The organism is Methylorubrum thiocyanatum (assembly GCA_014138645.1).
GTDB lineage: Bacteria > Pseudomonadota > Alphaproteobacteria > Rhizobiales > Beijerinckiaceae > Methylobacterium > Methylobacterium thiocyanatum.
Genome location: JACJIB010000005.1, coordinates 21,921 through 47,624, shown reverse-complemented (window position 1 = coordinate 47,624; position 25,704 = coordinate 21,921). Strand labels below are relative to the sequence as shown.

Genomic DNA, 25,704 nt, shown 5'->3' with positions numbered 1-25,704 from the left:
TTAGACCTTATCGGTCACCAAAGCTATCCTCGCGATCGGCTAGGGCGGTCTTGCCGCTCGCGGAATGGGTTGTCGGCGGCGCGTTCGGAAGCATCGGTCCTCATCCCGAACGGCAGCGACCGATTTCGGGGGGAGACGATGCCGAAACGAAGATCTGGCACATCGCCCCGGCTTCGATCCGGGGCGATGTGCCAGATCTTTCTTACGTCCGCGCCAGGCAACCTGTGATGACTGTTTGGGCTGGAAGGAACAATCCTTGATGTCGCGATCCTGCAACTTCATTGATGGTCAGTGGACCGCGTCGGAGGGCGACGCCACGCTGAACGTGTACGAGCCCGCGACCGGCCGGGTGATCGGAACCATCGCCGACAGCACCGCCGCCGACGTGGACCGCGCCGTCCGCGCGGCCCGCGAGGCGTTCGACCAGGGGGCCTGGGGCAAAACCTCGGCGCTCGACCGCAGCCGCCTGCTGCTGCGCCTCGGCACGCTCATCCTGCGCGACGTCGAGCGGCTCGCGCAGATCGAGGCGCGCGACACTGGAAAGCCCGCGAGCGTCGCTCGGGCCGACATCGTGGCGCTCGCCCGCTACTTCGAGTTCTACGGCGCCGCCGCCGACAAGCTGCACGGCGAGACCATCCCCTACCTCGACGGGTACTTCGTCACCGTCACGCACGAGCCGCACGGCGTCACCGGTCACATCCTGCCCTGGAACTATCCGGCGCAGATGTTCGGACGAACGCTCGCGCCCGCGCTCGCGGTCGGCAATGCCACGGTGCTCAAGCCGGCGGAGGATGCCTGCGCGACGGCGCTCGCCCTTGTCGATCTCCTGGAGGAAGCGGGTTTTCCGAGAGGTGCCGTGAACATCGTGACGGGCCGCGGGGCGGTGGCGGGCGCCGCGCTCGCCGCGCATCCCGGCGTCGATTTCGTGTCCTTCACCGGCTCGCCGGAGGTCGGGCAGATCATCCAGAAGCTCTGTGCCGACCACTTCATCACCTGCACGCTCGAACTCGGGGGCAAGTCGCCCCAGATCGTGTTCGCGGATGCCGACCTCGATGCGGCGATCCCGGTGATCGTCAAGGCGATCATCCAGAACAGCGGCCAGACCTGCTCGGCGGGCAGCCGCATCCTGATCGAGCGCAGCGCCTACGACGAGGTCATCGGCCGGCTCCGGCAGGCCTTCGGCAAGGTCCGGGTCGGCGCGCCCGAGATGGATCTCGATTGCGGCCCGATCATCACCGCCAAGCAGCAGGCCCGCGTCCAGGGCTTCATCGACCGTGCGATCGCGGACGGCGTTCCCGTCCTCGCGCAGGGCGTGATCGCCGAGGAGGCGCCCGCGGACGGCTTCTACGTGCGCCCGACCCTGTTCGGGCCGACCCCGCGCGACAACCTCATCGCCCGCGAAGAGGTGTTCGGCCCCGTCCTCGTGGCCCTGCCCTTCGACGACGAGGCGGATGCGGTGGCGCTCGCCAACGGCACCGATTACGGCCTCGTCGCCGCGGTCTGGACCCGCGACGGCGCGCGCCAGATGCGCCTCGCCAAGCGTGTCCGCACCGGCCAGATGTTCGTCAACTGTTACGGGGCCGGAGCGGGCATCGAGCTGCCGTTCGGCGGCTCGGGCAAGAGCGGCCACGGGCGCGAGAAGGGTTTTGCCGCCCTGCACGACTTCAGCAAGACGAAGACGACCGTGTTCAATCACGGTTGAGACGCAAGAAGAAAATGGGTGAGGACGTCACATGAAGCTTCTGAACAAGATTGCCATCGTCACGGGCGCGGCGAGCGGCTTCGGTGAGGCGATCGCTCACCGCTTCGTCGAGAACGGTGCTCGCGTCGCCATCGCCGATCTCAACGCCGACAAGGCCGCCGCCGTCGCGCGCGCGCTGGGCGAGGACAAGGCGATCGCCGTGCGGACCGACGTCTCGTCACGGCCCGACATCGAACGGCTGATCGCCGAGGTCACCGGCAGGTTCGGGACGCCCGACATCATCGTCAACAATGCGGGCTTCACGCACAAGAACCGCCCGCTGCTCGAGGTCGACGAGGCGACCTTCGACCGCGTCTTCAGCGTCAACGTCAAGTCGATCTACCACATGGTCCATGCGGCCGTGCCGGCGATGCGCGACAACGGCGGCGGGGTCATCCTCAATGTCGGCTCGGTCGCCGGCATCCGTCCGCGGCCGGGGCTGACGTGGTACAACGGCTCCAAGGGCGCCGCGAACATGCTCTCGAAGTCGCTCGCGGTCGAACTCGCGCCCTGGAACATCCGGGTCAACGCCATCTGCCCGGTCATGGGCGTCACCGGCATGCTGGAGGACTTCATGGGCATGCCGGACACGCCGGAGAACCGCGCCAAGTTCCTCAGCAGCATCCCGCTCGGCCGCCTGTGCGAGGCCGACGACGTCGCTCAGGCCGCCCTGTATCTCGCCGCGGCCGACTTCATCACGGGCGTCGAACTGCCCGTGGACGGTGGGCGGACGGTGTGAGGCGCAAGACCGGCGGCGGGATTGTCCCGCCGCCGCTCGGGAACGCCCCATCGCGACAGGCACGGCGCCCCTTACGAGGCGGCACGCCCGAGCCCGGCGCGGGCGGCCCCTTCAGGTGAGACGCGGATTCCGGAGCCCCATCCATGCCTGTGATCAAGGCCAAGGATCTGACCGACAGCGTGGCCGACGCGCTGCAATACATCAGCTACTATCATCCGCTCGACTACATCCAGGCGCTGGCCGAGGCCTATGGGCGCGAGGAGGCGCCGGCCGCCCGGGACGCCATCGCGCAGATCCTCACCAACAGCCGGATGTCGGCCGAAGGCCACCGCCCCGTCTGCCAGGATACCGGCATCGTCACGGTGTTCGTGAAGTGGGGGCAGGGCTGCACGCTGGATTCGGACCTGAGCCTTCAGGCGGTGATCGACGAGGGCGTGCGCCGCGCCTATCTCGACCCGTCGAACCCGTTGCGGGCGTCGATCGTCTCCGATCCGGCCTTCACGCGGAAGAACACCCGCGACAACACCCCGAGCGTCCTCCACGTCGAGATGGTGCCGGGCGACACGGTCGAGGTGACCGTCGCGGCGAAGGGTGGCGGCTCGGAGAACAAGGCCAAGTTCAAGATGCTCAACCCGTCCGACTCGCTGGTCGATTGGGTGCTGGAGACCGTGCCGACCATGGGCGCCGGCTGGTGCCCGCCCGGGATGCTGGGGATCGGCATCGGCGGGACGGCGGAAAAGGCCATGGTGATGGCCAAGGAATCGCTCATGGCGCCGATCGACATGGCGCAGCTCAAGGCGCGCGGACCGGCCAACGACATCGAGGCGCTGCGCATCGATCTGCACGACCGGGTCAACGCCCTCGGCATCGGGGCGCAGGGGCTCGGCGGCCTCACGACGGTGCTCGACGTCAAGATCCTCGACTGGCCGACGCATGCGGCCTCGAAGCCCGTGGCGATGATCCCGAACTGCGCGGCGACGCGCCACGCGCATGTCGTGCTCGACGGCTCCGGACCGGCCTTCCTGCCGGCCCCCGACCTCGCCGCCTGGCCCGCCGTCGAATGGGCGCCCGACGCGCAGGCCCGCCGCGTCGATCTCGACAGGCTGACGCCGGCCGAGGTCGAGTCCTGGAAGGCGGGCGACCGGCTGCTCCTGTCCGGCCGCATGCTCACGGGCCGGGACGCGGCGCACAAGCGCATCCAGGACATGCTCGCCCGCGGAGAGCCGCTGCCGGTCTCGTTCGACAACCGCGTCATCTACTATGTCGGGCCGGTCGATCCGGTCGGCGGCGAGGCCGTGGGCCCGGCCGGGCCCACGACCGCGACCCGCATGGACAAGTTCACCGACACGATGCTCGGCCTCGGCCTGCTGGCGATGATCGGCAAGGCGGAGCGCGGCGAGGCGGCGGTCGCGGCGATCAAGGCGCACCGGCGCGCCTATCTCAGCGCGGTGGGCGGGGCCGCCTACCTCGTCTCGCGGGCGATCCGCTCGAGCCGCGTCCTCGCCTTCGCCGATCTCGGCATGGAGGCGATCTACGAGTTCGAGGTCAAGGACATGCCGGTGACCGTGGCGGTGACGGCGCAAGGGGACAACGTCCACGCCTCGGGGCCAAGCGCTTGGCGCCAGCCGGTCTTCGTGTCGTCGCGCACGGTCTGACCGCAGCACGCGGATGAGCGGATGGGCCCGAGGCCGGCGGTCCCGCCCGTCCATAAGCCGCGTGTATGGATCCGGGCCGGGTTGATTATTCGACGCAGGAAGAAAAGACGATTAGGGCAAGGTTCCAAGAGGCGTTCGCCAGCTTTTTAGAAGAGGTGAGGCTGGAACAGGACCCCGACACGTCCTTCCGGGGCCGATCTCCGGGGCGCAGCATGAGACTCTCGCTCCGATCAGATGAAAAAGCCGCAATCCGGACGTCGTCGCGATCATCCCGCGGTGCCCTGCTTCATCCTGTGAGAGTGATCATGAGCGCGATACCGTCCTCACCGGCCGAGACCGGGCTCTTCTTCCCTCGCGATGAAGACACGCGCTGGACTCGTCTCCAGGCCTTTGCCGTCGGCACATGCTTCGTCTTGAACATGCTGGACGGGATGGACATCCTCATGATGTCCTATCTGGCTCCCGCCATCACGAGCGATTGGAATATCGGTGTCGCCGCGCTCGGCGTGGTCTTCAGCGCTGCGCTCGCCGGCATGATGGTCGGCGCGCTGGTGCTCGCACCGCTCGCCGATCAGTTCGGCCGCCGCCCGGTCATCCTGTGGTCCGTCGCCCTCATGGGCGTCTCGATGATCGGCTGCGGCTTCGCGCCCGGCATCACGACCCTGATCATCCTGCGCTTCATCGTGGGACTCGGCATCGGTGCGATCCTGGCCAGCATGGCGGCCATCACGTCCGAGTATGCGCCGGCCCGCCATCGGGTCGTCTCGGTGGCGCTGCTCCAGGCCGGCTATCCCATCGGGGCGATGCTCGCGGGGCTCGCCGTCAACGCCCTGCTGCCGGATCTCGGCTGGCGTGTGCTGATGAGCGCGGCGGGCGTCGCGACCCTGATCCTGCTCCCGTTTGCCGCCATGCTTCTCCCGGAATCCCTGGAATTCCTCGAGAAGCGCCAGCCGCGTCAGGCGCTCGCGCGCATCAACGCCATACGCCGGAAAATGGGCCGCCCTCCGCTGCCGACCCTGTCGGAGGCCGGTGAACGCAAGCCGGTCAGCCTCAACCTCCTGTTCGATGACGGGCGGTGGAAGCAGACGATCCTTCTCTGGTCGGCCTTCTTCTGCTGTTACATGACCTTGTATTTCGCCATCGCCTGGATTCCCCGCCTCGCCATCGAGGCCGGCTTGGATCGCAGCCAAGCCATCGTGGCGGGCACGGTGTACAATCTGGGGGCCTTCTCCGGCGGCCTCGCCCTGTGCTGGCTGTTGTTCAAGTTCGATGTCCGGCGCCTCGTGCTGCTGATGATGCTCGGGGGCTCCGCGTCGCTGATGGCCTTCGCCGCGCCGATGTCGGTCACCCTGACCCTGGTGGTCGCCTTCTGCATCGGCTTCACGGTCCAGGGCGGCTTCAACGGCCTGTACCCTCTCGTCGCCGGCGCCTACCCGGCTCAGGTGCGCAGCACCGGGATCGGCTGGTGCATCGGGATCGGACGATCGGGGGCGGTGATCGGCCCGCTGATCGCCGGCTGGCTGCTGGCGGCCCAGCAACCCCTCTCCGTCGTGTTCCTCGTCTTCACCGTCCCGCTGATCTCCGTCGGCCTGCTCGTCATGGCGGTGACGCTGCGGTCGCCGGAGCCGCCCCAGCCGTGAGCGGTGGGGAGGGGGAATCCCTCCCCTGAGGGACGCATCATGTCCGGCCGGACGGCCGGGATCACGCGCCAGCGTTCATCGACCCCTGATCGAGAGGCGGACGGGCCATGAAACTTCGGACTCTTCTCTTCTGCCCCGCGGATGCGGAACGCAAAATCGCCCGGGCCCTCGGATCCTCCGCGGACGTCGTCATCCTCGATCTGGAGGACAGCGTCGCCGCGCGCACGAAAGAGGCGGCGCGATCGACCGCGGCGCAGGTCCTTGCCGGCGCGGCCGGCTGGTCGAACATCGTGGTCCGGATCAATCCGCAGGGCACGCCCTGGTACCTCGATGACCTGGCGACCCTGGTGCCGCAGAAGCCCGCGGCGATCGTTCTGCCGAAATGCAGCGCGCCCGAAGATTTGCAGCGGCTCGACCACCATCTCGAGGTTCTGGAACATGCCAACGGATTGCCGCCCGGCATGATCGGCATCCTGCCGCTGGTGACCGAGTCGGCCACCGCGCTGCAAAGCCTGAATTACGGCTATGCGACGTCGCGGCTGCGCGCGCTTCTCTTCGGCGCCGAGGACTTGGCCGTCGATTTCGGGATCGCGCCGCGGAGCGAGGACGGGGCGCTGGCAGCCCCTCTCGCCGCCGCCCGAGCGATACTGCTGGTGGCCGCCGCGCAGGCTCAAGTGCCAGCGATCGACACGCCCTGGCCCAATCCGCATCCGTCACCGGCCTTCGACGCGGAGGTCGCGGCCGCCGTCCGGGATGGATTTGCGGGTAAGCTGTGCATCCACCCGAACCAGCTCGAAACCGTCGCGACGGCTTTCACGCCGTCGCCTGAACGGGTCCGGTGGGCCCAATCCGTCTACAAGCTCTTCATGGACAATCCCGGATCGGGCGTCATGGTCCTGGACGGCGAGATGATCGACCGGCCGCATATGCGCCTGGCCGAGCGCATCCTCGATGCAGCGGCCGATGCCTCTCCGTAGGTCATCGCATTTTTCCGAGTCATCGCACGTGCCGAGATGTCTCGCGAAGACTCGGACGACGACACCGGACTGACATCAGGGGGTTCGACGTCGAGCCATCCCGCGTGATGGCCAATGGCCCCGTCGCGCCCCTCAGTCGCGGCCCATCTGCCCATCCCTGACGTGCCGGAGCACGAGGTCGACGAAGTTGCGCAGGGGGCTGGCCGCGTCGGATTGCAGGCTGACGAGGCTGAGAGCCGCCCTGGGGCCTGGGCCGGCGATCTCCCGGAAATGGACGCCCCGTGCCTGGATCTGGCTCATGGAGGCGGGCACGATGGAGACGCCGACGCCGGCCGCGACGAGGTTGATCGTGGTGGCCATCTGCGGCCCCTCTTGCGCGATGCGCGGCTGGAAACCTGCCTGCTCACAGGCCTGAATGATGGCGTCATGCAGGGCGCGGCCGTTTCGGCGCGGGTAGAGCACGAACGTCTCATCGCAGAGCGCCGAGAGAGGGATTCGGGACTGAGCCGCGCAGCGATGCCCGGACGGCAGCGCGACCAGCATCGGCTCCTTGAACAGAAGGTGGCACTCGAGCGATCGCGCCTCGCCGCTGGTCGGACGCATGAAGGCCGCATCCAGCCGGCTGCTGTTCAGAGCCTGCAGCAACTGCGTGGTGGTGTCTTCGATCAGGTTGATGCCGACATCTGGATAAGCGATTCCGAAGTCGCGGATGATCGCGGACACGAAGGGATGGAACGCCGCGGAGGAGGTGAAGCCCACCCGCAAGGTGCCGGTTTCACCCCGCGAGGCGCGCCGCGCATTCTCGAGCGCCCGGTCCGACAACGAGAGGATCTCCTGGGCATCCCGCAGGAACCGCTTGCCCGCCTCGGTCAACGAGACCCCCCGGGGGGGACGGTAGAACAACGGCGTTCCGATCTCCCGTTCGAGTTGCTGGATCTGCTGGCTCAGCGGTGGCTGGCCGATCCCGAGGCGCGCGGCGGCGCGCGTGAAGTTCAACTCCTCCGCGACGGCCGAGAAGTAGCGAAGATGCCGGAGTTCCATATTTTTTTCCTATGGCTCCATATGTTCAGTATTATTGACACATATGGTCTCCGCGTTCAATCTTCATAGGCCAATCAAGCCATCCTCTCTCGACAGAGGAAAGCACGCGCATCTACAGTCGAATTTTCTGTTTATTGCGCATCTCAGGTTCGATTCGGCCCGAAAAAGAAGAAATGCCCGCGACATCTATGCCTGCGTTCGACAGAGCATATTCGGGCGGAGGGGAGAGGGTTTCCATGGCAACGGCCGGAATCGACTTCGCGTCGTCCTATCGTCTTTCCATCGGTGGAGAGCTCGTCGAAGCCGCCGAGTCCTTCGACGTCTACAACCCCGCCACGGGCGCGGTCCTGGCGAAGGCGCCGGCCGGAACCGTCGATCAGCTCGACACCGCCGTGGCTGCGGCGAAGGCGGCCTTTCCCGGCTGGTCGCGCCTCTCCTGGGACGAGCGCGAGGGCTACCTGACACGCTTTGCCGACGCACTTCAGGCCCAGAGCGAGGAACTGACGACGCTTCTCACCCTCGAACAGGGCAAGCCTCGGCATTCCATGGCCAAAGGCGAGGTCGAGGCCGCCATCTACTGGGTGCGGGAAGTCGCCAAGCGCCGGCTGCCGCGGGAGATCATCGAGGAGACCGAGCAGCACGTCGTCGAGACGCGATCGACGCCGCTCGGGGTGGTGGCGGCGATCACACCGTGGAACTTTCCCGTTCTGCTCGGCCTGTGGAAGATCGCGCCGTGCCTCATCACGGGCAACACCATGGTGATGAAGCCGTCGCCGTATACGCCGCTCTGCACCCTGCGGTTCGGCGAGATCGCGCAGGGGATCCTGCCGAAAGGCGTTCTGAACATCGTCTCAGGCGGCAATGAGCTCGGCCAGCACCTGACCGCGCACCCCGACATCGCCAAGGTCAGCTTCACCGGTTCGACCGCCACCGGCAAGCGGGTCATGGAAAGCGGTGCGGTCAACCTGAAGCGCGTGACCCTGGAACTCGGTGGCAACGATCCGGCGATCGTGCTTCCGGACGCCGATTACAAGGATCTGATTCCGAAGCTGTTCTGGGCCGCCTTCGGGAATTCCGGCCAGTGGTGCATCGCGATCAAGCGGCTCTACGTCCATTCCGACATTCACGCCGCGTTCGTGAAAGAGTTCGTTGCCTATGCCCGCGACCGGAAGGTCGGGGACGGCATGGATCCGGACACCGATCTCGGGCCGATTCAGAACCGGATGCAGTTCGACAAGCTCAAGAACCTCTTCGCCGATATCGCGGCGAACGGTTACGCCGTTCCGCTCGGCGGCACGATCGACGAGAGCCGGGCCGGCAACTTCGTTCCGGTGACGATCGTCGACAATCCGCCCGAACAGAGCCGGATCGTCCAGGAGGAGCCGTTCGGCCCCGTGCTGCCGATCATCGCCTACGACGACATCGAGGATGTGATCGCCCGCGCCAACCAGACGCCGTTCGGCCTCGCGGCCTCGGTCTGGGGACGGGACAAGGCCAAGGCCTACGAGATCGCAAGCCGCCTCGAGGCCGGAACGGTGTGGGTCAACGAGATCCATATCCACGGCATCGACATCCCGTTCGGCGGCCACAAGCAATCCGGCCTCGGCGTCGAGAACGGCCGGGAGGGATTGTCGGAATACACCAATACCAAGGTTGTCATGACCGCCCGATAGCAGGGCGCCGATCACGGCACGTCGCGCACAGTCTTCGGAATGACGACCGCGTCGGTCGACCTGAGGCTGTAAAGCTCGGTTGGAAGTCATCGGCGCGAGCCGCGCCTCCCAATCGACGCGCCCGCTTTCGGACGCAGTGAGGCCGAAAGCGGCGCAAGCGCGCTTCGACGGGGCCCATGCCGATTCCCGGACAGGACGGAATTGGCCCGCTCCGGACCGGAAGCCCGTCTCCGGACACGTCGCCGCTGCCCGCATGGGAGCGATGCATGCGGCTGTCCGCACGGGCGGCCCAATCAACACAACAAAAAATCAAAAACGGAAATGGTGAGGAGATGACGATGACCAAGAACTCCAAGACAGGGCCTGTCGATCGCTTTCTGTCGGAATACAAAGCGGGACATCTCGACCGACGCGCCTTCATCCAGTCCGCGATGTCGGTTGGATTGACGGCTGCCGTCGCACAATCCCTGTCCCTGGCCGCATCGGGGCATGCCTTCGCCAAGACGACCCGGGAGGTGGAGCCCGACTCCGAGGCCTACGACTACATCGTGGTCGGCGCGGGGTCCTCCGGCGGGACCTTCGCGGGCACCCTCGCGATGCAGAGCGATGCCCGTATCCTCGTCCTCGAAGCGGGCGGCGTCGATTCGGCCCCGGAGATTCACAACCCGCGGGATTGGGCCCTGACGCTCGACAAGCGGTATGTGCGGCACTTCAAGACTGTCCCGCAGAAGAATGTCGGCGGTCGCGTCATCGACTGGCCCCGCGCGGAAGTCCTCGGCGGCTGCAGCAGCATCAACGCGATGATCTACTGCCGCGGCAACAAGGCCGATTACGAGTCCTGGGCCGCCGCCGGCAACAAGGACTGGGACTACGCATCCGTCCTGAAGGATTACAAGGCGCTCGAGGATTGGCAGGGCGGCGCCAACGCCTATCGCGGCACCGGCGGTCCGCTCCACGTGACCCAGCCGGCCCCCGGCCGGCGGAGCGCGGGCGGCGCCATGTTCATCGAAGGCGCCGAGTCGCTCGGCTACAAGGAAACGCCCGACTTCAACGGCGCGCAGTTCGAAGGTCCGGCCTGGGTCAACTTCACGATCTATGACGGCAAGCGGCAATCGACGGCCGTCGCGTTCCTGAAGCCCGCCATGGAGACGCGCAAGAACCTGACGGTCCTGACCGAGGCGCCGGTGACACGGCTCATCGTCGAGGGCGGCCGCTGCACCGGCGTGGAGTACCTGCACGCCGGAAAGCCGGTGAAGGTGAAGGCCAACAGCGAAGTCATCGTCACGGCCGGTGCGGTCGCGACCCCGTGGCTGATGATGCTGTCCGGTCTCGGTCCGGCCGCCGACCTGCGCAAGCTGGGAATTCCCGTCGTCGCGGATCTGCCGGGCGTCGGCCAGAACCTCCAGGATCACGTCCTGGGCGCGGGCGTCAACTACGAGGCGAAGGCTCCCCTTGCGCCGTCGTTCTACAATGCCTCCGAAGTCTACATGTGGTCGAAGTCCGACAGTTCATTGAAGCATCCGGACATCGCCACGCTTTATCTCGATATCCCGTTCGCGACGCCGGACCTGCCGTTCACCGTCAAGAACGGCTACTCGATCCTGTGCGGCGTGATGCAGCCCCAGTCGCGCGGCAGCATCCGGCTCGCCTCGGCCGATCCGCGCGTCGACCCGCTGATCGATCCCAACTACCTGGGCACCGATCAGGATTTCAAGGCGCTCAAGGCCGGGATGGATCTGGCGCGTGAGATCGGCGCGAGCGCGGCGTTCTCAAGTCTCCGCAGCAGGGAGATCCTGCCGGGACCGGCTGCCGACAAGGCGGCCTATCAAGACTTCCTGCGGCGCTCCGTCTGGACCTACTTCCATCCGACCAGCACCTGCCGGATGGGCACGGATGACATGGCCGTCGTGGACGAGACGCTGCGCGTGAAGGGCGTGAAGGGCCTGCGCATCGCCGACGTTTCGGTTCTTCCGCACATCACGACGGGCAACACCAACGCCCCCGCGATCCTGGTCGGCTGGCGCGCGGCGAAACTCCTGAGACAGCAGGGCTAAGTCACGTCCGCTTCCGCCGGGTGATCGCGGCGTCGCGATCTCCGGCGGAGCACATGCACTCAAGAAGACGTATGGATGCGAGGGGCTATGTTCAACCGGATCACTGACCTCTTCAGGTCAACGTGCCGACATCTGCTGTCGCGCGGCGCTGCGGCGACCTACGCCGCAGCCTCCATCATGCTGGCGGCCAGCCCGGCTTCCGCCATCGATGTCGATCCGGGCGATTACACGGCGCTTCCTCCGGGAACCAGCGCGTTCCTCCTGTACGGGCAGTACGCGCAGCGCAACTCCATCAATGTCCTCGGGACCGGAACGATCGGGCAGGGCTACGAACTCGATTCCGCCGTCGGAATCGCGCGCTTCGTGCACTGGATCGAGATTGCGGGGATCGTGGTCGATCCGCAGATCCTCATCCCGGTCGGGTCTCTCTACAACGGCCGGCTCGCGGGCTCCCGCGTTCCGTCCTCGACCGGATTGGCCAACCCGATCGTGGCTGCGACCGCTTGGCTGATCAACAAGCCCGATCCCGTCTACGCGACCTATTTCGGCATCACGCCGTTCTTCACCATCCCGATCGGAAAGTTCGATCCGAATGCCGCCTTGAACATCGGGAGCGATACCTTCCAGGCGACCTTGCAGGCCGGCTACATCCAGGGCTTCGCGCCCAAGTTCCACTTCGAATTCTACGGCGACGCGACGTTCTCGACGGATTCGCGTGTCGGCGGCCCGGTGCGGCAGTCCCTGCAGCAGGATCCCAGCTTTCAGCTGCAGTCCTACCTGCGCTACGAAGTTGCGGATGGAATCTTCCTGACCGCCGGCCACTCGTACACGTTCGGCGGCGACCAGTACCTCGGCGGAATCCGCAACGGCCTGAGAACGGAAGGCCATCAGGTCCGCGGCATCGTTCAGGCCTTTCTCGATCCGACAACGCAGATCCAAGTGGGTCTCTTCCACGATTTCGGTGTCAGGGGCGGTTTCGCTCAAGATGTCGGCGTGAGAGTTCGCTACCTGAAAATCTTTGCAGCCAGCAACTAGAGCATCATCCCGAAAGCCGGCTTCCGGCTTTCGGAAGACGATAATGCGACAATAAGAGGTTAGGGCATCGTTCCGGATCCGATCTCCGGCACGATGCTCTCGAACCGCACCCGATCCCGCTGCAAAACGGCACGCGACCGTGTTGCGGCGGGCGGTGTGACGGGATCGATCCCTGAATGCGGGTTCGAAGCCGCGGTGTCCCGACCTGTCCTGCGCCACCGCTCGGCGCCGGCGCAAGGCCTCGGAGGACGGTCGCCAAGCAGGGCACCGCCGCCGGATGCGCCGCTAAGGCAGCGGCATCTCCGGCATCGCCTCGGCGCGGACCCGGGCAGGTTCGGCGTAGCGGCGCACCATCGCGGCGCAGAACTCCGAGAACTCCGCGCGCACCAGCGGCGCGGAGGTGTGATGCGCAGCGATGCCGCGGTGCTCGGGCGTGAAGCAGAAGGTCGCCGTCACCTGGAAGTCGGCCAGCGCCTCCATCTGCCGATCGAACCAGTCGAGGGCGTTGGGGCGGAAGCTGTCGGCCCAGGAGAGGCCGGTGCGCAGATGGGTGACGCCGAGGCGCTTCATCCAGGCGACCGCCTCGTCGAGGCGGGGATCCTCGAAGTGGAACCACTGGCACAGGCCGAAGTCCGGCGTGCAGCGGGCGAAGTCTTCGAGCGCCAGCTTGGGCGTGCCGTCCTGGCGCAGGAGCCCCATGTGGAAGTGGCGGTAATAGGAGGAGCCCTCCGCCTCCTTGTGGCGGGTGGTGGCGCCCCATTCGAGCGGCAGGTCGTAGAGGCTGTACCAGTGGATGCGGGGCGCTTGGCCCTTCAGCAGCTCCGCGGTGCGGCGGCAGCCCCAGGCCTGGACCTCCTCGGCGCCGAAGCTCGACACCCCGACCTCCGAGACCCAGACCGGCAAATGCGTGACCGCGCGGATCTCGGCGATCTTCTGGGGCCATTCGTGGATCTGCCAGAGGTTCCAGTCGAGCGGGAAGCCGTGCACCGCCACCGCGTCGAGGCCGTCGAGCACCCCTTGCGCCTGCATCCGCCGCATGAAACCGGGGTCGATCGGCGAGATGCCGCCGAGCACCTGCGGCAGGCCCGGCGCCTCCGCCCGGATCGCGCGGGAGGCGTCCTTCACCATCTCGCCGAACAGGAACCAGTCCGGGTCGATCTCGGGATCCCAGTGCGACTTGTTGTTGGGCTCGTTCCAGAGCATCACCGCTTCAAGCATCACGTCTCCCGTTGCCCATCGGGCCGCGCCGGATAGGCCGCTTCCGCTCCGTAGGGGGCCTCGACCCGCCGGCAGAGATAGACCTCCGCCTCGGGCCGGCTCTGAATCGAAAATCCGCTCGATCGCAGCATCGCCTCGATCCCGGCGCGGTTGGGGATCCACCAGTTGGTGCAATCGTGGGCGTAGGCGTGCTCGACGAAGTGCATCCGCGGGTAGCCCGGCCGCTCGAAGGCATCCATGTCGAAGAAGTCGTAATCCTGCGCCACCGGCTCGACTTGGGCTGTGCCGCGCAGCATCGACTGGAACACGAGGAGGTCGTCGGCCACGTGCTCGTGGATCAGGTCGAGGGCGAGCAGGGGGTGGCGCAGGTGGTAGAACACCCCCATGAAGATCACCACGTCGAAGCGCTCACCGAGACGGCCGACGTCGTAGACCGAGAGATTGCGGAACTCGATGTCGTGGCCCAGCCGCTCGGCGACGAAGCGGCCTTGCGCGAGGTAGCGCTCGTCGGAATCGAGGCCGAGCACGCGGGCGGCGCCGCGGCGCTTCATCTCGACGCTGTAGAAGCCGGCATTGCAGCCGATATCGAGCACCGACTTGCCGGTGAGGTCGGCGGGCAGGTCGTGGGCGAAGCGGCGGAACTTGAAGCCCGGATAATCGCCGAGGAAATGGTTCGGCGCGGTCCAGCCCCCCTCCCCCAGATCGATGTTGTGGAACCACGGCCCGAGGGCCTCCGCCTGCCGGCGCAAGTCTTCCTGCCTGGACAACTCGGCCTGACTCATCCCGCCAACCGCTCGTTGATGGACACGACCCGTCCGCCACCGGGCCAGAGTTCGAGTTCGCTGCAGGAGGCCGGGGCGACGACGATGCGGTCGTAGGCGTCGAGCGGCAGCCCGAGCACGCCGAGAAGCGCGGCGCGGATCGGGTCGCCATGGCTCACGAGGATCACGGGCGGCCCCTCCTCCGCCGCGAGCCGATCGAGCAGGCCGGCGACCCGCGCCTGTACCGCCGCCATGCTCTCGCCGCCGGGCGGGCGGGCCGCGCCGCGCTGTTTATTCCAGGCGGTCCAGGCGAGGTCGCCGTCGAGTTCGGAGAAGGCTTTGCCGGTCCAGTCGCCGAAGGCGATCTCGTCGAGTTCCTCCGCCAGTTCGGCGCCGACGCCGAGGGCCTCGGCCAGGGGCGCGGCGGTCTCGCGCGTGCGCGGCTGCGGGCTCGACAGCAGGCGTACCGTCTCACCCGCCAATTCGCCCGCGAAGCGCCGGGCGAGCGCCCCGGCGACGGCGTGCGCCTCCGCCCGACCGGCCTCGCTCAGGGACACCCCGGGCATGCGCCCGCACAGGATGCGCCCGAGCCGGTCGTGGCTGCCGTGGCGCAGGAACAGGACGCGCCTCATGCGGGCTCGCCGGCGGCGAAACGCAGGGTGCGCGCATGCGCCTCGGCGTCGGTGTACTGCACCGGGGGCGACTTCATGAACCACGCCGACGGTCCGTCGAGCGCCCCGCCCAGCCCGCGGTCGAGGGCGATCCGGGCGCAGCGCACCGCATCGACGACGATCCCGGCCGAGTTCGGCGAATCCCAGACTTCGAGCTTCAGCTCCATGTTGAGCGGCACGCCGCCGAAGCCGGTCCCTTCGAGGCGGATATGCGCCCATTTGCGGTCTTCGAGCCAGGGCACGTGATCGCTCGGGCCGACATGGACGTTGCCGGGCGCGAGCGGCGCATCGAGCTGGCTCGTCACGGCGCGGGTCTTCGACAGCTTCTTCGATTCGAGCCGCTCGCGCTCCAGCATGTTGAGGAAGTCGGCATTGCCGCCGAAATTGAGCTGATAGGTCCGCTCCAGTCTGACCCCGCGCTCGCGGAGCAGGTTCGCCAGCACCCGGTGGACGATGGTGGCGCCGACCTGGCTCTTGATGTCGTCGCCGACGATGGGCAGGCCGCGCTCCTCGAAGCGCGCCCGCCACGCGGCATCGGAGGCGATGAAGACCGGAATGCAGTTGACGAAGGCGCAGCCGGCATCGAGAGCGCAGCGGGCGTAGAACTCGGTCGCCCGCTGCGAGCCGACCGGCAGGTAGTTCACCAGCACCTGCGTGCGGCTGCGCTTCAGCGCCTCGACCACGTCGGCGACGGGCTCGGGCGATTCCTCGATGATCCCCTGCAGGTAGCGGCCGATGCCGTCGAAGGTCGGGCCGCGCTGCACGATGACGCCGCTCGGCGGCGCGGCGGCGAAGACGTGGGTGTTGTTCGGAGGCGCGAGGATCGCCTCCGCCACGTCCTGCCCGACTTTTCCCGCCGACACGTCGAAGGCGCTGGCGAGTTCGATGTCGCCGATCCGGTAACCGCCGAGTTCGGGCGAGATCAGCCCCGGCACCGCCTCGTCCGCGGCCACGTCGCGGTAATGGTGCAGGCCCTGCACGAAGGCGGAGGCGCAGTTGCCGACGCCCACCAGCCCGACGCGGATCGGTTCGGCGCTTGCGGCTGCCATCACGTCGGCCCTCGAGCGAGGTCGCCGACCGCCGGCTCGGCCGGCTGGAACGGGCGGCTTCCGACGAAGCGCCCGAGGCCCGGCACCGCCGCCGGCTCGGGCGGGCGGATCTCCTTGGCGAACCACGCGATGGTCGCCTCCAGCCCCTGTTCGAGCGGCACCTGCGGCGCCCAGCCGAGCAGGTCGCGGGCGCGGGTGATGTCGGGGCGGCGGCGCTGCGGGTCGTCCACGGGGAGCGGGCGGCGCACCACCGCCGAGCGGGTGCCGGTCATCCGGGTGACGAGGTCGACCAGCTCCGCCACCGTCATCTCGCGCGGGTTGCCGAGATTGACCGGCCCGCCGGGCGAGGTCTCGCGGTCCATCAGCCGCATCAGCCCGTCGACGAGGTCGGCGGCGTAGCAGAACGAGCGGGTCTGCTCGCCGTTGCCGTAGACGGTGATCGGCTCGCCCGCGAGCGCCTGGCAGACGACGTTGGACACCACGCGCCCGTCATCGGCCCGCATGCGGGGGCCGTAGGTGTTGAAGATGCGCGCCACGCGCACGTCGAGCCGGTGCACCCGCTCGAAATCGAAGACCAGGGTCTCGGCCGAGCGCTTGCCCTCGTCGTAGCAGGCGCGCGGCCCCGTGGGATTGACGTTGCCCCAGTAGGATTCGGTCTGCGGATGCACCTCCGGATCGCCGTAGACCTCGCTGGTGGAGGCCTGGAGGAAGCGCGCGCCGTCGGCCCGCGCCCGCTCCAGCAGGTGGTGGGTGCCGACGACGCTCGTCATCATCGTGTGCATCGGGTCCGCCTGGTAGTGCGGCGGCGAGGCGGCGCAGGCGAGATTGAAGATGCGGTCGAAGCGCGGCAGCACCGGCAGCGGCCCGGTGACATCCGCCTCGACGAGTTCGAAGCGCGGTTCGCGGGCGAGATGAGCGAGGTTGTCGCGCCGCCCGGTCAGGAAACTGTCGAGGGCGACGACGCGGGCGCCCCGCGCCAGCAACGCATCGACGAGGTGCGAACCGATGAAGCCCGCGCCTCCGGCCACGAGCACGTGCCGGCCGTCCTGATCGGTCCCTCGGTCTTCCGTCTGGTCGCCCAATGCGCGTCCCCCCATGGACTCAACTCCTTCGGCCTGGATCATCGTCCCGAAGCGTGGCCTTCGGCCCTCGGAAGAAGATGGTGTGAAAACAGAAACTTAAAGCACTTCGAGATCGCGTTCGGGCGCGCGATCGGGAGCGGCGGCACCAGAGCGCCGCGCGGCGGCCTCGCGCAGATAGGATTCGAGTTCCTCGGCACGATGGGCGGCCGAGTGGCGGGCGAGCACGGTTTCGCGAGCGGTCGCGCCGATCCGGCGCCGTTCCGCCTCCGAAATCTCGCGCAGGATGGCGAGCACCGCCTTGGGGCCGTCGGGGCAGAGGATTTCCCGGCCCGGGGCGAGGATCGCGTCGAGCCCGTCCCAGCGGTCGCTGATCAGTGGCGTGCCGGTGCTCGCCGCCTCGAACAGGCGCACGCTGGGACTCCAGCCGGCGGCGATCATGTCGGCGCGGGTGACGTTCAGGGTGTAGCGGCTCGACGCGTAGAAGTCGGGATGGGCATCCGGCGGCAGGTGGTCGATGCGGACGACGTTCGCCGGCCAGTCGATCCCGGCCGGATATTGCGGGCCGGCCACCGCGAAGCGCAGCTCCGGCGCGCGCCGGGCCGGCTCGATCAGCAGGCGCTCCAGGGTCGGTTGCCGGTCGGGGCTGTAGGTGCCGAGATAGCTCAGGTCGTAGACCGGTGCCCGGTCGAGGACCGGATAGGCCTGCGGATCGACGGAGCAGTACAGCGCGCGGGCGGCCGGGGAGCCGTAGGACCGTTCCAGGCGCTCCAGCGTCGGGCCGCCGGTGAAGGACAGATACAGGTCGTAATCGCGGATCTGCGCCCGGCCGAGATAGACGCACGTGCCGGCCTCCAGCGCCGCCAGCGTCACCGGCGTGTCGATGTCGTAGAAGGCGCGCACGCCCCGCGCCCAGGCGAGCGCGCGGTTTCCCACCGCAACGCCGTCCGGCACGTAGGAGCCGACGATGACGGCATCCGCCGCCGCGATGACCGTGCGCTGCGCCTGCAGCTCGGCAAGGTCCGAATAGAGGACGAGCCGGCAAAAATCCGGATCGGGCAGGTCGCGGTGGGCGGCGTACCAGGGCACGTCGCGCTCCAGAAACGTCACGTCGTGGCCGCGGGCGGCCAACGCCTTGAGCAGGGCGCGGTAGGTGGTGGCGTGGCCGTTGCCCCAGGACGAGGACAGGCTGAGGCCCAGCACCACGAGGCGGAGCGGTCTGTCCGTCATGCGACGCTCCGCTCGGTCAGGCGGCTCTCGCGCTTGCGCGAAGCCTCGTCGCGGAAGATCGCATCGACCTGCGCACCGCGCCGGGCATAGGTGTGCTCGGACAGGATGCGGCGGCGGGCGGCCTCGCCGACGGCACGGGCGCGCTCGGGCGTCAGCGCCGCGACGTGCTCGGCGACGTCGCGCCCGTCGCGGGCGACCAGCACCTCCTCGCCCTCCTTGAGGAACAGGTCGAGCCCGACCCAGGCATCGGTGATGAGGCAGCCGCCGGCGCCCGCCGCCTCGAACACGCGGGTGGCCGGCGAGTAGCCCACCGCCGCCATGCTCTCGCGGGCGATGTTGAGCACCGCGAGCGGCGAGACGTTGAAGGCGTTGTGGTCGCGGGTCGAGACGTGGCCGAGATGGCGCACGTTGAGCGGCAGGCCGCGGCTCTCCCAGCCGCTGCCGCCGAGGAGGAATGTCCGCTCCGGAAGGCGCGCCGCCGCGACGAGGAAGAAGGTCTGGACCCGCTCCTCGCGGTCCGGCAGGCGGTTGCCGAGGAAGGCGAGGTCTGCCGTAAAGCGCGGGTCCGGTGGGACGGGGTGATGCGTCTCCGGGTCGAGCGCGTTGTAGACCGGAATGCAGGCCCGCGCCCCGAACCCCTCATAGGCCGAGACCACCGGCGGGCCGCCGCCATAGGTGAGGACGAGGTCGAGATCGGGCATCGCCCGGTGCAGGGCATGGCCCGGATTGCCCCGCATCTCGGCCAGCGTCGCCGGGGCATCGACGTCCCAGAAGATGCGGATCGCCTCGGGCCGCGCGGTGGTGGTGACGCCCTCCAGCAATTCGTCGTCGAACACGCCGACGCCGCTCGCCTTGACGACGATGTCGGCCTCAGCCGCCTCCGCCACGACGGCGCGCATCGCCTCGTGCGTCGCCGGATAGACCCGCACCTGCGCCCAATCCGGCGGGTCGATGTCGCGGTGGCTCTGCCGGTCGAAGGCGTCGGGCTCGTAGAAGGTCACGTGGTAGCCGCGCCCGGCGAGGTCGCGCAGCAGGCCGCGGTAATAGGTGGCGGCGCCGTTCCAGTAGGAGGACAGCAGCGAGGAACCGTAGAACGCGATGCGTTTCATGCGCGCCTCCAGGTGAGGGGGGCTGCGGCGGGTGCGGCGAGAGAGGCCGCGATGGTCAGAAGTTCATCGGCGCGGTGCCGGCAGGTGTGGCGGGCGCGGATCGTGGCGTGGCCGTGGGCCGCGAGCGACCGGCGCAGATCCGGGTCATGGGCCAGTGCCCGCAGGTGGCGCTCCATCTCCGCGCCGTTCCGGGCGACGAGGTAGTCCGCGCCCGGCGTGAACAGCCCCTCCGCATCCTCCCAGGGCGCGGTGGCCAGCGGAATGCGGCAGGCCAAAGCCTCGAACACGCGGATCGTCGGGATGCCGGGCAGCGCCTCGACGTAGAAGCGACGCGGCACGTGGACCGTGGCCAGCGCCCGGGCGAACAGCGCGGGCGCGACGGCGTTCGGCGCCCAGCCGTGATAGCGCGCTCTGTGGCGCGCGAGCGTCGCCAACGCGTCCTCGGGATAGCGCACGCCGTAGATGTCGAGGGTCAGACCCGCGGCTTCGGCCGGGCGGAACAGGAAGGTTTCGAGTTCACGGGTGCGCTCGCCGTCGCCCCAATTGCCGATCCAGACGAGGCCGGCGCGCTCCGTCTCCTCCGCCGGCGGCTGGAACAGCCTCGTATCGGCGGCCTCGTGCCAGATGAAGGTCCGGCCGTCCCAGCCTCGCGCCCGGTAGACGCGCGCCAATGCCTCGCCGAAGGCCAGCACGCCGTCGTAGCCGGAGAGGTCGAAGGCCGCCATCTCCTCGGGTGCGCTGACCGCGCGGTGATGGGTGTCGTGGAACAGCAGCGTGCCGAGGCGTCCCGCTTTGCGGGCACGGCCGAGGCCGGCGATCAGGTCGGGCGCGTTCCACTCGTGAGCGATGACGAGGTCGGCGCCGTGCGCCCGCTCGACCGCTTCCTCCGTCCGCGCATAGGTCTGCGAGGACAGCTCGGGATAGGCCGCGCGATAGGCGTCGAGCCCGGCCGGTCCGCGGTCGCGCAGCAGGTTGTCGAGGCTCCAGGCGCCTTCGGGCTCGTAGGCCTCGACGGCGTGGTCCTCGGCGATGAGTTCACGCAGGACGCCGCGCAGGAAATGGGCGTTGCCGTGGTTCCAGCACGAGGCCAGGGAGTGGGTGAAATAGACGATCCTCATGCCGCGGCCCCTGAAAGAGGCTTGGCGAGCGTGCGGCTGCGGGTCTCGCCCAGAAGATGGCTGAACACGGCGAGCACGCCGTCGGCCATGGCATCGGCGCCGTAGCGGGCGGCCCGCGCCCGGGCCGCCTCGGCGAGGAAAGCCCGCCGGTCGGGATCGGCGAGAAGGCTTCGGACCGCCTCGGCCGCCGCGGCATCGTCGTCGGGCGCGACGAACAGGGCGGCGCCCTCCCACAACTCCAGAAAACTCGGGATGTCGGAGAGGACCAGGGCGCAGCCCGCACCCGCCGCCTCCAGCACCGCGAGCCCGAACGGCTCGTAGCGGGCGAGCGAGACGAAGACCGGGCGCTGTGCGAGTTCGCGCTCCATCCGCGCCGTATCGAGGCGGCCGAGTCCGCGCAGCTGTTTGCCGGCGAAGCGCTCGCCGTTCGGCCCCTCGACCGGCCCGGCGGCCAGCAGCGGCACGTCGAGGCGCGCGGCCAGCCGGTCGAGGGCGGCGGCGTTCTTAGCGCGGTCCCACAGCCGGCCGGCCGTGAAGGCATGGGTGGCGGGTTGGGCGGCCGGCTCCGCCTCGGGCAGCGCCTCGCGCCACCGGCGCCCGTTATGCACCACCTCCGGCGCGCGGCTGAGGCCGTAGGCCGCCCGCGTCGCCTCGGCGAAGGCGCGGGTCGGGGCGAGCAGGCGGTCGGCGGCGCGGCAGCCTTCCGCCGCCAAGCGCGCGCGCCACGCCAGATCGTCCGGCAGCGGGCCTTCACCGACGGCCGCCCACCACGTCGCGACGCAGGAATGGCACACCGCCACGACCGGCCCGTCGAAGGCGGCCAGCGCCAGGGCCGGGGCGTGAAGATGGACGAGATCCGCGCCGGTCTCGCGGGCGAGGCGGGCGAGTGCGGCGGCAGCTCCCGTGACCGCGTCGGGCCGCTCGGCGGTCCAGTCGAGGGGCAGGCCGGTCGGCAGGATGCGGGCGCCGCTGGCGGCCTCGGCCTCGGCCAGAGCCGCGGCGGAGGGCGCCGGCCCCATCAGCGCGACCGTCACCGTCAGCCCGCGCTGCCGCAGACCGGTGGCGAGTTCGAGGCTGTACTGCCAGACCCCGCCCAGCGCGTCGGCGGTCATCAGGATATGGGCCGGGGGATGTCTCACCGGCATCCGCAGCCCGCCTCCAGCTCGGCCAGCGGCAGAGGGCGCTCTTCCTGGATGTCGCTGAAGCGCTCGAACTGTGCGAGGTAATGGGCGTGGGCCCGCTCCCAGGCGCCGTCGTCGGGCTCGCCCCAGAGCCGGCGGTAATCGGGCGAACTCGGATAGGGGTAGAGCGGCACCGGATCGTTGGCCCAGACGCCCTCGCCGCGCAGGCGGTCGCGCCAGGCGGCGACGAGATCGGGGTCGTCGCCGGCCACCGCGATCAGGTTCGCCTGGACGAAGGGCACCGAGCGGCGGGCGTAGATCAGGCGCTCGGCGAGGTCGTCGGTGGAGGCGCGGCACCGTTTGTCGAGGGCGGCGCGGCCCTCCTCGGTCAGGCTCTCGACCCCGGCCTCGATCGAGACGCAGCCCGCCGCGCCCAGCAGGTCGAGCATGTCGGGCTTCCACAGGTCGATCCGGGTCTGGACGCCGAACTGGACGCGCCGGTCCACCAGCGCTTCGAGCAGCGGCTTTTGCGGCAGGAAGATCTCGTCGACGAAGTAGAGGTAGGTCGCGCCCTGCGCGATCAGACCGTCGATCTCGTCCAGCACGTGCCCGAGGTCGCGGCGGCGATACGCGTCGCGAAAATCGATCTTCGCGCAGAAGCTGCAGGTATAGGGGCAGCCGCGGGAGGCCTCGACCTCGGCGCCGGGCCCGACGGGGGCGGTGTCGAAGCGGTGGTGATGATGGTGGTGGCGGGCGATCCAGGCGTCCGGCCAGCGCAGCGCCGGCAGGTCGGTGAAGCGGCCGGCATGGGGCGGGCCGGTGACGACCGTCCCGTCTCCCTCGCGATAGGCGAGCGCGGGCAGCGTGCGCGGATCCTCCGCATCGGCGAGCCGGGCGACGATCTCCTCGCACTCGCCGCGCACGACGACGTCGCAGCCGAGTTTTTCCAGGGTCGGGCGCGGCGTCGCCGAGCCGTGCGGGCCGACGGCGACGGTGCGCCCGCCGCGGTCCCCGAGGGCGTCGAGGAAGAGGCGGGGCACCCGCAGCTCCGGCGGGGCGCAGCGCCAGAACAGGTAGGTCGGTGCGGTGGTGACGACCGTCATGCCGGGAGCGAAGGCGGCGACGCGGTCAGCGGCTTCCTGCGTCGTCAGCCCTTCGAGGTGGGCGTCGACGATCAGCGTCTCGTGGCCGGCGGCCCGGAGCAGGGCGGCCGCGTAACCGAGTTCGAGCGGCAGGTGCGGTTCGCGGCAGCCGAAATAGATGCTGTTGCGGAAATCCCAGGGCGGATTGACCAGTGCGACCCTCATAGAGCGATCTCCGGCTGACGCCGCGAAGCCGGCTCGGCGGCGGCGCGCGGCTCTCCGGCCTCTCCGGTCCTTTCGGCGAGCCACCCGGCGAGCTGCGCCACGCCCTCGCGCCACGGCAGCGGCCGCTCGAGGCCGAGCGCCTCGATGGCGCGGCTCGGATCGGAGACGTAGTAGCGCTGGTCGCCCGGCCGCCACGGGCCGGTCTCGATGGTGATGTCCCGGCCGAGCAACTGCCCGGCATGGGCGATCAGCCCGCGCAGGGACACCGCGTTGGCCGGCCCCCCGCCGAGGTTGAACGCCCGGCCGGCGACCCGGTCGATCCGCGCCAGCGCCGCGCGGTAGGCGGCGACGCAGTCATCGACGTGGAGGATGTCGCGCACCTGCCGCCCGTCGCCGTAGAAGGTGATGGGTTCGCCCTTGAGCGCCCGGATCAGGAAATGGGCGACCCAGCCCTGGTCCTCGTTGCCCATCTGCCGCGGACCGTAGATGCAGCTCATCCGCATCACGACGGTCGGCAGGCCGTAGGTCCGCGCGTAGTCGAGCACGTAGGCGTCGGCCGCGCCCTTGGAGCAACCGTAGGGGGTGTGGAAGTCGAGGGGGCGGTCCTCACCGATGCCGCGCTCGCGCAGGCGCGGATCCTCCGGCAGGTAGGCCTCGCCCGCGAGGCTGAGGGACACGTCGGGCAGGCCGCCATACACCTTGTTGGTCGAGGCGAAGAGCAGCGGCACCGCCTCGCCCCGCGCGCGCAGCGCCTCCAGCAGGTTGAGCGTGCCGCCGAGATTGACTTCCATGTCGTCGCGCGGCGCGGTGAGGCTCGTCGTCACCGCCACCTGGGCGGCGAAGTGGAACACGGCGCCGACGTCCCGGGCGGCGCGGGCGAGTTCGTCGCGGTCGCGGATATCGGCGATCACCGGCACGATCCGGTCCCCGTGCCGCTCGGAGAGCCAGGCGAGGTTGCGCTCGACGCCCGCGCGCGCCAGCGCGTCGTAGACGATGACGGTGCGCCCCTCGGCGGCGAGCCGGTCGGCGAGGTTGGCGCCGACGAAGCCGGCGCCGCCGGTGATGAGGATCGGGCGGCTGTCCGGGGCCGGGCCTGGGCCGGCGGCGCTCACGCGACGAGCCCCCGCGCTTCGAGTTCGCGCCGCGCCTCGGCGACGCGGTCCTCGGCCTGCTGCTCGGCGACCCAGGCGGCGAGTTCGGCCAGGCCGTCCGCGAAGTCGCGCTTGGGCGCATAGCCGAGTTCGCGGGTGATTTTTCCGATATCGGCGATGCAGTGACGGATGTCGCCGAGGCGGGCCTGACCGGTGGCCTGAGGGGCGATGTCCTCGCGGCCCATGGCGCGGGCGAGCAGCTGCGCCACCTCGTTCACCGTACGGTCCTGGCCGGAGCCGACATTGTAGACCTGTCCTACGGCGGCCGGATGTTCGAGCGCCAGCACGAAGGCCTGGGCCACGTCCTCGACATGGACGAAGTCGCGCCGTTGCTCGCCGTCCTCGAAAATCATCGGCGGCTGGCCGTTGAGGAGCCGCGCGGCGAAGATCGCCAGCACGCCGGTATAGGGGTTCGAGAGCGCTTGGCCGGGGCCGTAGGCGTTCCACAGCCGCAGCGCCACGCCCTCCATGCCGTAGGCCGGGGCCAGCGTCAGCGTCAGGCGCTCCTGCATGTATTTCGTCAGCGCGTAGACCGAGGCGAGCGCCGGGCGCTTGGTCTCCGGCGTCGGCACCGGCCGCAGCGGCTGCCCGTCGGGGCCGGGCGGGTCCCAGGGCTCGCCGGGCTTGCGGGGTTTGCGCACCGCATCCTCGACGGTGGTGCCGTCCCCCGCGCGGTAGAGGCCCTCGCCGTAGATGCTCATGGAGGAGGCGACGACGACGCGCTTGACCGGCGCCTCGATCAGCGCCTGGAACAGGGTCGCGGTGCCGCAATCGTTGACCGAGACGTAGCGCTCGACCGCGTACATGCTCTGGCCGACGCCGACTTCTGCTGCGAGGTGAACCACATGGGTCGCCCCGGCCAGCGCCCGCGCCACCGCCTCGCCGTCCCGGACGTCGCCGGCCACGAACTCCACCGCGGGATCGAGGCCTTCGGGGACGGCGCGGGCGCCGTGCACCTGCTCGATCAGGCTGTCGAGAACCCGGACGCGATAGCTGCGGGCCAGCAGCGCGCTCGCGAGATGCCGGCCGATGAAACCGGCACCTCCCGTGATGAGGACGAGATCTCTCATGGGCAGTCGAGCAGCTCCGTGGATTGCTGCAAAACAACAAATATCTAGGCAGTCGAGACGCGGGATCCCGACCCTAACCTATGATGCAATCAGGAGAAATCTCATCGAATACCCCCGTTCAGGCCCGGTTGCTAGGATATCCCTGGTCGAGGATCTTTGTTCCTCGATTTTAATCCGCCCGCGCGAAGCCATTTGTGCGGGGGCCTGATCGTGCAGGGGACCCGTGTCGGCACCCGTGGCATCGGAGACCGGCCACGAGCGCCGC

The 25,704-nt window shown here is 69.1% G+C and carries 21 protein-coding genes; 8 read left to right on the top strand and 13 right to left on the bottom strand.

Annotation, left to right across the window (positions count from 1 at the left end):
• Positions 1 to 259: 259 nt before the first annotated feature.
• The 5 genes from HNR51_RS14605 to HNR51_RS14585 all read left to right on the top strand — a co-directional run bounded on the left by HNR51_RS14605 (position 260) and on the right by HNR51_RS14585 (position 6,752).
• The gene (locus tag HNR51_RS14605; RefSeq protein WP_182555403.1) at positions 260 to 1,702 is read left to right on the top strand and encodes an aldehyde dehydrogenase family protein; all 1,443 of its coding nucleotides are present in this window, start codon (positions 260 to 262) and stop codon (positions 1,700 to 1,702) included.
• A 31-nt stretch (positions 1,703 to 1,733) separates the two neighbouring features.
• Positions 1,734 to 2,480 (top strand): SDR family oxidoreductase, encoded by a 747-nt coding sequence (locus HNR51_RS14600; RefSeq protein WP_012453172.1) that lies wholly within the window; start codon positions 1,734 to 1,736, stop codon positions 2,478 to 2,480.
• 143 nt (positions 2,481 to 2,623) lie between these two features.
• On the top strand, positions 2,624 to 4,135 hold the full coding sequence (locus tag HNR51_RS14595) for a fumarate hydratase (protein ID WP_182555402.1): 1,512 nt from the start codon (positions 2,624 to 2,626) through the stop codon (positions 4,133 to 4,135).
• 65 nt (positions 4,136 to 4,200) lie between these two features.
• Positions 4,201 to 5,775, top strand: a complete 1,575-nt coding sequence (locus HNR51_RS14590) for an MFS transporter (protein WP_366932671.1) — start codon at positions 4,201 to 4,203, stop codon at positions 5,773 to 5,775.
• Positions 5,776 to 5,882: 107 nt separating this feature from the next.
• Positions 5,883 to 6,752 carry an HpcH/HpaI aldolase/citrate lyase family protein gene (locus tag HNR51_RS14585; protein WP_182555400.1) on the top strand — a complete coding sequence of 290 codons (870 nt, stop codon included), beginning with the start codon at positions 5,883 to 5,885 and terminating at the stop codon, positions 6,750 to 6,752.
• 132 nt (positions 6,753 to 6,884) lie between these two features.
• Here HNR51_RS14585 and HNR51_RS14580 read toward each other — a convergent pair whose 3' ends face one another.
• Positions 6,885 to 7,793 (bottom strand): LysR family transcriptional regulator, encoded by a 909-nt coding sequence (locus HNR51_RS14580; protein WP_182555399.1) that lies wholly within the window; start codon positions 7,791 to 7,793, stop codon positions 6,885 to 6,887.
• 236 nt (positions 7,794 to 8,029) lie between these two features.
• Between HNR51_RS14580 and HNR51_RS14575 the strand changes: the two genes are divergently transcribed.
• The 3 genes from HNR51_RS14575 (at position 8,030) to HNR51_RS14565 (ending at position 12,555) form a co-directional block, all read left to right on the top strand.
• On the top strand, positions 8,030 to 9,466 hold the full coding sequence (locus tag HNR51_RS14575; protein WP_141954740.1) for an aldehyde dehydrogenase family protein: 1,437 nt from the start codon (positions 8,030 to 8,032) through the stop codon (positions 9,464 to 9,466).
• 338 nt (positions 9,467 to 9,804) lie between these two features.
• Entirely contained in the window at positions 9,805 to 11,520 is a 1,716-nt protein-coding gene (locus HNR51_RS14570) for a GMC family oxidoreductase (RefSeq protein ID WP_182555398.1), read from the top strand.
• An 87-nt stretch (positions 11,521 to 11,607) separates the two neighbouring features.
• On the top strand, positions 11,608 to 12,555 hold the full coding sequence (locus HNR51_RS14565; RefSeq protein WP_012453179.1) for a transporter: 948 nt from the start codon (positions 11,608 to 11,610) through the stop codon (positions 12,553 to 12,555).
• Positions 12,556 to 12,840: 285 nt separating this feature from the next.
• Here HNR51_RS14565 and HNR51_RS14560 read toward each other — a convergent pair whose 3' ends face one another.
• From HNR51_RS14560 to HNR51_RS14505, 12 genes are all read right to left on the bottom strand, one after another.
• On the bottom strand, positions 12,841 to 13,773 hold the full coding sequence (locus HNR51_RS14560) for a glycoside hydrolase 5 family protein (protein WP_012453180.1): 933 nt from the start codon (positions 13,771 to 13,773) through the stop codon (positions 12,841 to 12,843).
• Positions 13,773 to 14,555, bottom strand: a complete 783-nt coding sequence (locus tag HNR51_RS14555) for a TIGR04290 family methyltransferase (RefSeq protein ID WP_182555397.1) — start codon at positions 14,553 to 14,555, stop codon at positions 13,773 to 13,775. Before HNR51_RS14555 ends, HNR51_RS14560 begins: the two co-directional genes overlap by 1 nt.
• A complete protein-coding gene (locus tag HNR51_RS14550) occupies positions 14,552 to 15,166 on the bottom strand; it encodes a histidine phosphatase family protein (protein WP_182555396.1) in 615 nt (204 codons plus the stop codon). The genes HNR51_RS14555 and HNR51_RS14550 overlap by 4 nt, the downstream gene beginning before the upstream one ends.
• The gene (locus HNR51_RS14545; protein ID WP_182555395.1) at positions 15,163 to 16,254 is read right to left on the bottom strand and encodes an inositol-3-phosphate synthase; all 1,092 of its coding nucleotides are present in this window, start codon (positions 16,252 to 16,254) and stop codon (positions 15,163 to 15,165) included. Before HNR51_RS14545 ends, HNR51_RS14550 begins: the two co-directional genes overlap by 4 nt.
• On the bottom strand, positions 16,254 to 17,351 hold the full coding sequence (locus HNR51_RS14540; RefSeq protein WP_182555394.1) for a UDP-glucuronic acid decarboxylase family protein: 1,098 nt from the start codon (positions 17,349 to 17,351) through the stop codon (positions 16,254 to 16,256). Before HNR51_RS14540 ends, HNR51_RS14545 begins: the two co-directional genes overlap by 1 nt.
• Before the next feature lie 81 nt (positions 17,352 to 17,432).
• Positions 17,433 to 18,563, bottom strand: coding sequence for a CgeB family protein (locus HNR51_RS14535; protein ID WP_182555393.1), 1,131 nt, complete (start codon positions 18,561 to 18,563; stop codon positions 17,433 to 17,435).
• The gene (locus HNR51_RS14530; protein WP_182555392.1) at positions 18,560 to 19,672 is read right to left on the bottom strand and encodes a CgeB family protein; all 1,113 of its coding nucleotides are present in this window, start codon (positions 19,670 to 19,672) and stop codon (positions 18,560 to 18,562) included. Before HNR51_RS14530 ends, HNR51_RS14535 begins: the two co-directional genes overlap by 4 nt.
• The gene (locus HNR51_RS14525; RefSeq protein WP_182555391.1) at positions 19,669 to 20,790 is read right to left on the bottom strand and encodes a CgeB family protein; all 1,122 of its coding nucleotides are present in this window, start codon (positions 20,788 to 20,790) and stop codon (positions 19,669 to 19,671) included. Before HNR51_RS14525 ends, HNR51_RS14530 begins: the two co-directional genes overlap by 4 nt.
• A complete protein-coding gene (locus tag HNR51_RS14520; RefSeq protein WP_182555390.1) occupies positions 20,787 to 21,935 on the bottom strand; it encodes a glycosyltransferase family 4 protein in 1,149 nt (382 codons plus the stop codon). Before HNR51_RS14520 ends, HNR51_RS14525 begins: the two co-directional genes overlap by 4 nt.
• On the bottom strand, positions 21,926 to 23,218 hold the full coding sequence (locus tag HNR51_RS14515; RefSeq protein WP_182555389.1) for a TIGR04295 family B12-binding domain-containing radical SAM protein: 1,293 nt from the start codon (positions 23,216 to 23,218) through the stop codon (positions 21,926 to 21,928). Before HNR51_RS14515 ends, HNR51_RS14520 begins: the two co-directional genes overlap by 10 nt.
• Complete coding sequence (locus HNR51_RS14510; protein WP_182555388.1) at positions 23,215 to 24,330, bottom strand: SDR family NAD(P)-dependent oxidoreductase; 1,116 nt, start codon at positions 24,328 to 24,330, stop codon at positions 23,215 to 23,217. Before HNR51_RS14510 ends, HNR51_RS14515 begins: the two co-directional genes overlap by 4 nt.
• Positions 24,327 to 25,439: an NAD-dependent epimerase/dehydratase family protein gene (locus HNR51_RS14505; protein ID WP_182555387.1), complete on the bottom strand. Its 1,113-nt coding sequence runs from the start codon at positions 25,437 to 25,439 to the stop codon at positions 24,327 to 24,329. The genes HNR51_RS14510 and HNR51_RS14505 overlap by 4 nt, the downstream gene beginning before the upstream one ends.
• Positions 25,440 to 25,704 lie beyond the last annotated feature (265 nt).

Excerpts from the sequence above, each read along its gene's own strand:
- HNR51_RS14605 (WP_182555403.1), top strand. The coding sequence starts at position 260 with ATGTCGCGATCCTGCAACTTCATTGATGGTCAGTGGACCGCGTCGGAG.
- HNR51_RS14600 (WP_012453172.1), top strand. The coding sequence starts at position 1,734 with ATGAAGCTTCTGAACAAGATTGCCATCGTCACGGGCGCGGCGAGCGGC.
- HNR51_RS14595 (WP_182555402.1), top strand. The coding sequence starts at position 2,624 with ATGCCTGTGATCAAGGCCAAGGATCTGACCGACAGCGTGGCCGACGCG.
- HNR51_RS14590 (WP_366932671.1), top strand. The coding sequence starts at position 4,201 with ATGGATCCGGGCCGGGTTGATTATTCGACGCAGGAAGAAAAGACGATT.
- HNR51_RS14585 (WP_182555400.1), top strand. The coding sequence starts at position 5,883 with ATGAAACTTCGGACTCTTCTCTTCTGCCCCGCGGATGCGGAACGCAAA.
- HNR51_RS14580 (WP_182555399.1), bottom strand. The coding sequence starts at position 7,793 with ATGGAACTCCGGCATCTTCGCTACTTCTCGGCCGTCGCGGAGGAGTTG.
- HNR51_RS14575 (WP_141954740.1), top strand. The coding sequence starts at position 8,030 with ATGGCAACGGCCGGAATCGACTTCGCGTCGTCCTATCGTCTTTCCATC.
- HNR51_RS14570 (WP_182555398.1), top strand. The coding sequence starts at position 9,805 with ATGACCAAGAACTCCAAGACAGGGCCTGTCGATCGCTTTCTGTCGGAA.
- HNR51_RS14565 (WP_012453179.1), top strand. The coding sequence starts at position 11,608 with ATGTTCAACCGGATCACTGACCTCTTCAGGTCAACGTGCCGACATCTG.
- HNR51_RS14560 (WP_012453180.1), bottom strand. The coding sequence starts at position 13,773 with ATGCTTGAAGCGGTGATGCTCTGGAACGAGCCCAACAACAAGTCGCAC.
- HNR51_RS14555 (WP_182555397.1), bottom strand. The coding sequence starts at position 14,555 with ATGAGTCAGGCCGAGTTGTCCAGGCAGGAAGACTTGCGCCGGCAGGCG.
- HNR51_RS14550 (WP_182555396.1), bottom strand. The coding sequence starts at position 15,166 with ATGAGGCGCGTCCTGTTCCTGCGCCACGGCAGCCACGACCGGCTCGGG.
- HNR51_RS14545 (WP_182555395.1), bottom strand. The coding sequence starts at position 16,254 with ATGGCAGCCGCAAGCGCCGAACCGATCCGCGTCGGGCTGGTGGGCGTC.
- HNR51_RS14540 (WP_182555394.1), bottom strand. The coding sequence starts at position 17,351 with ATGGGGGGACGCGCATTGGGCGACCAGACGGAAGACCGAGGGACCGAT.
- HNR51_RS14535 (WP_182555393.1), bottom strand. The coding sequence starts at position 18,563 with ATGACGGACAGACCGCTCCGCCTCGTGGTGCTGGGCCTCAGCCTGTCC.
- HNR51_RS14530 (WP_182555392.1), bottom strand. The coding sequence starts at position 19,672 with ATGAAACGCATCGCGTTCTACGGTTCCTCGCTGCTGTCCTCCTACTGG.
- HNR51_RS14525 (WP_182555391.1), bottom strand. The coding sequence starts at position 20,790 with ATGAGGATCGTCTATTTCACCCACTCCCTGGCCTCGTGCTGGAACCAC.
- HNR51_RS14520 (WP_182555390.1), bottom strand. The coding sequence starts at position 21,935 with ATGCCGGTGAGACATCCCCCGGCCCATATCCTGATGACCGCCGACGCG.
- HNR51_RS14515 (WP_182555389.1), bottom strand. The coding sequence starts at position 23,218 with ATGAGGGTCGCACTGGTCAATCCGCCCTGGGATTTCCGCAACAGCATC.
- HNR51_RS14505 (WP_182555387.1), bottom strand. The coding sequence starts at position 25,439 with ATGAGAGATCTCGTCCTCATCACGGGAGGTGCCGGTTTCATCGGCCGG.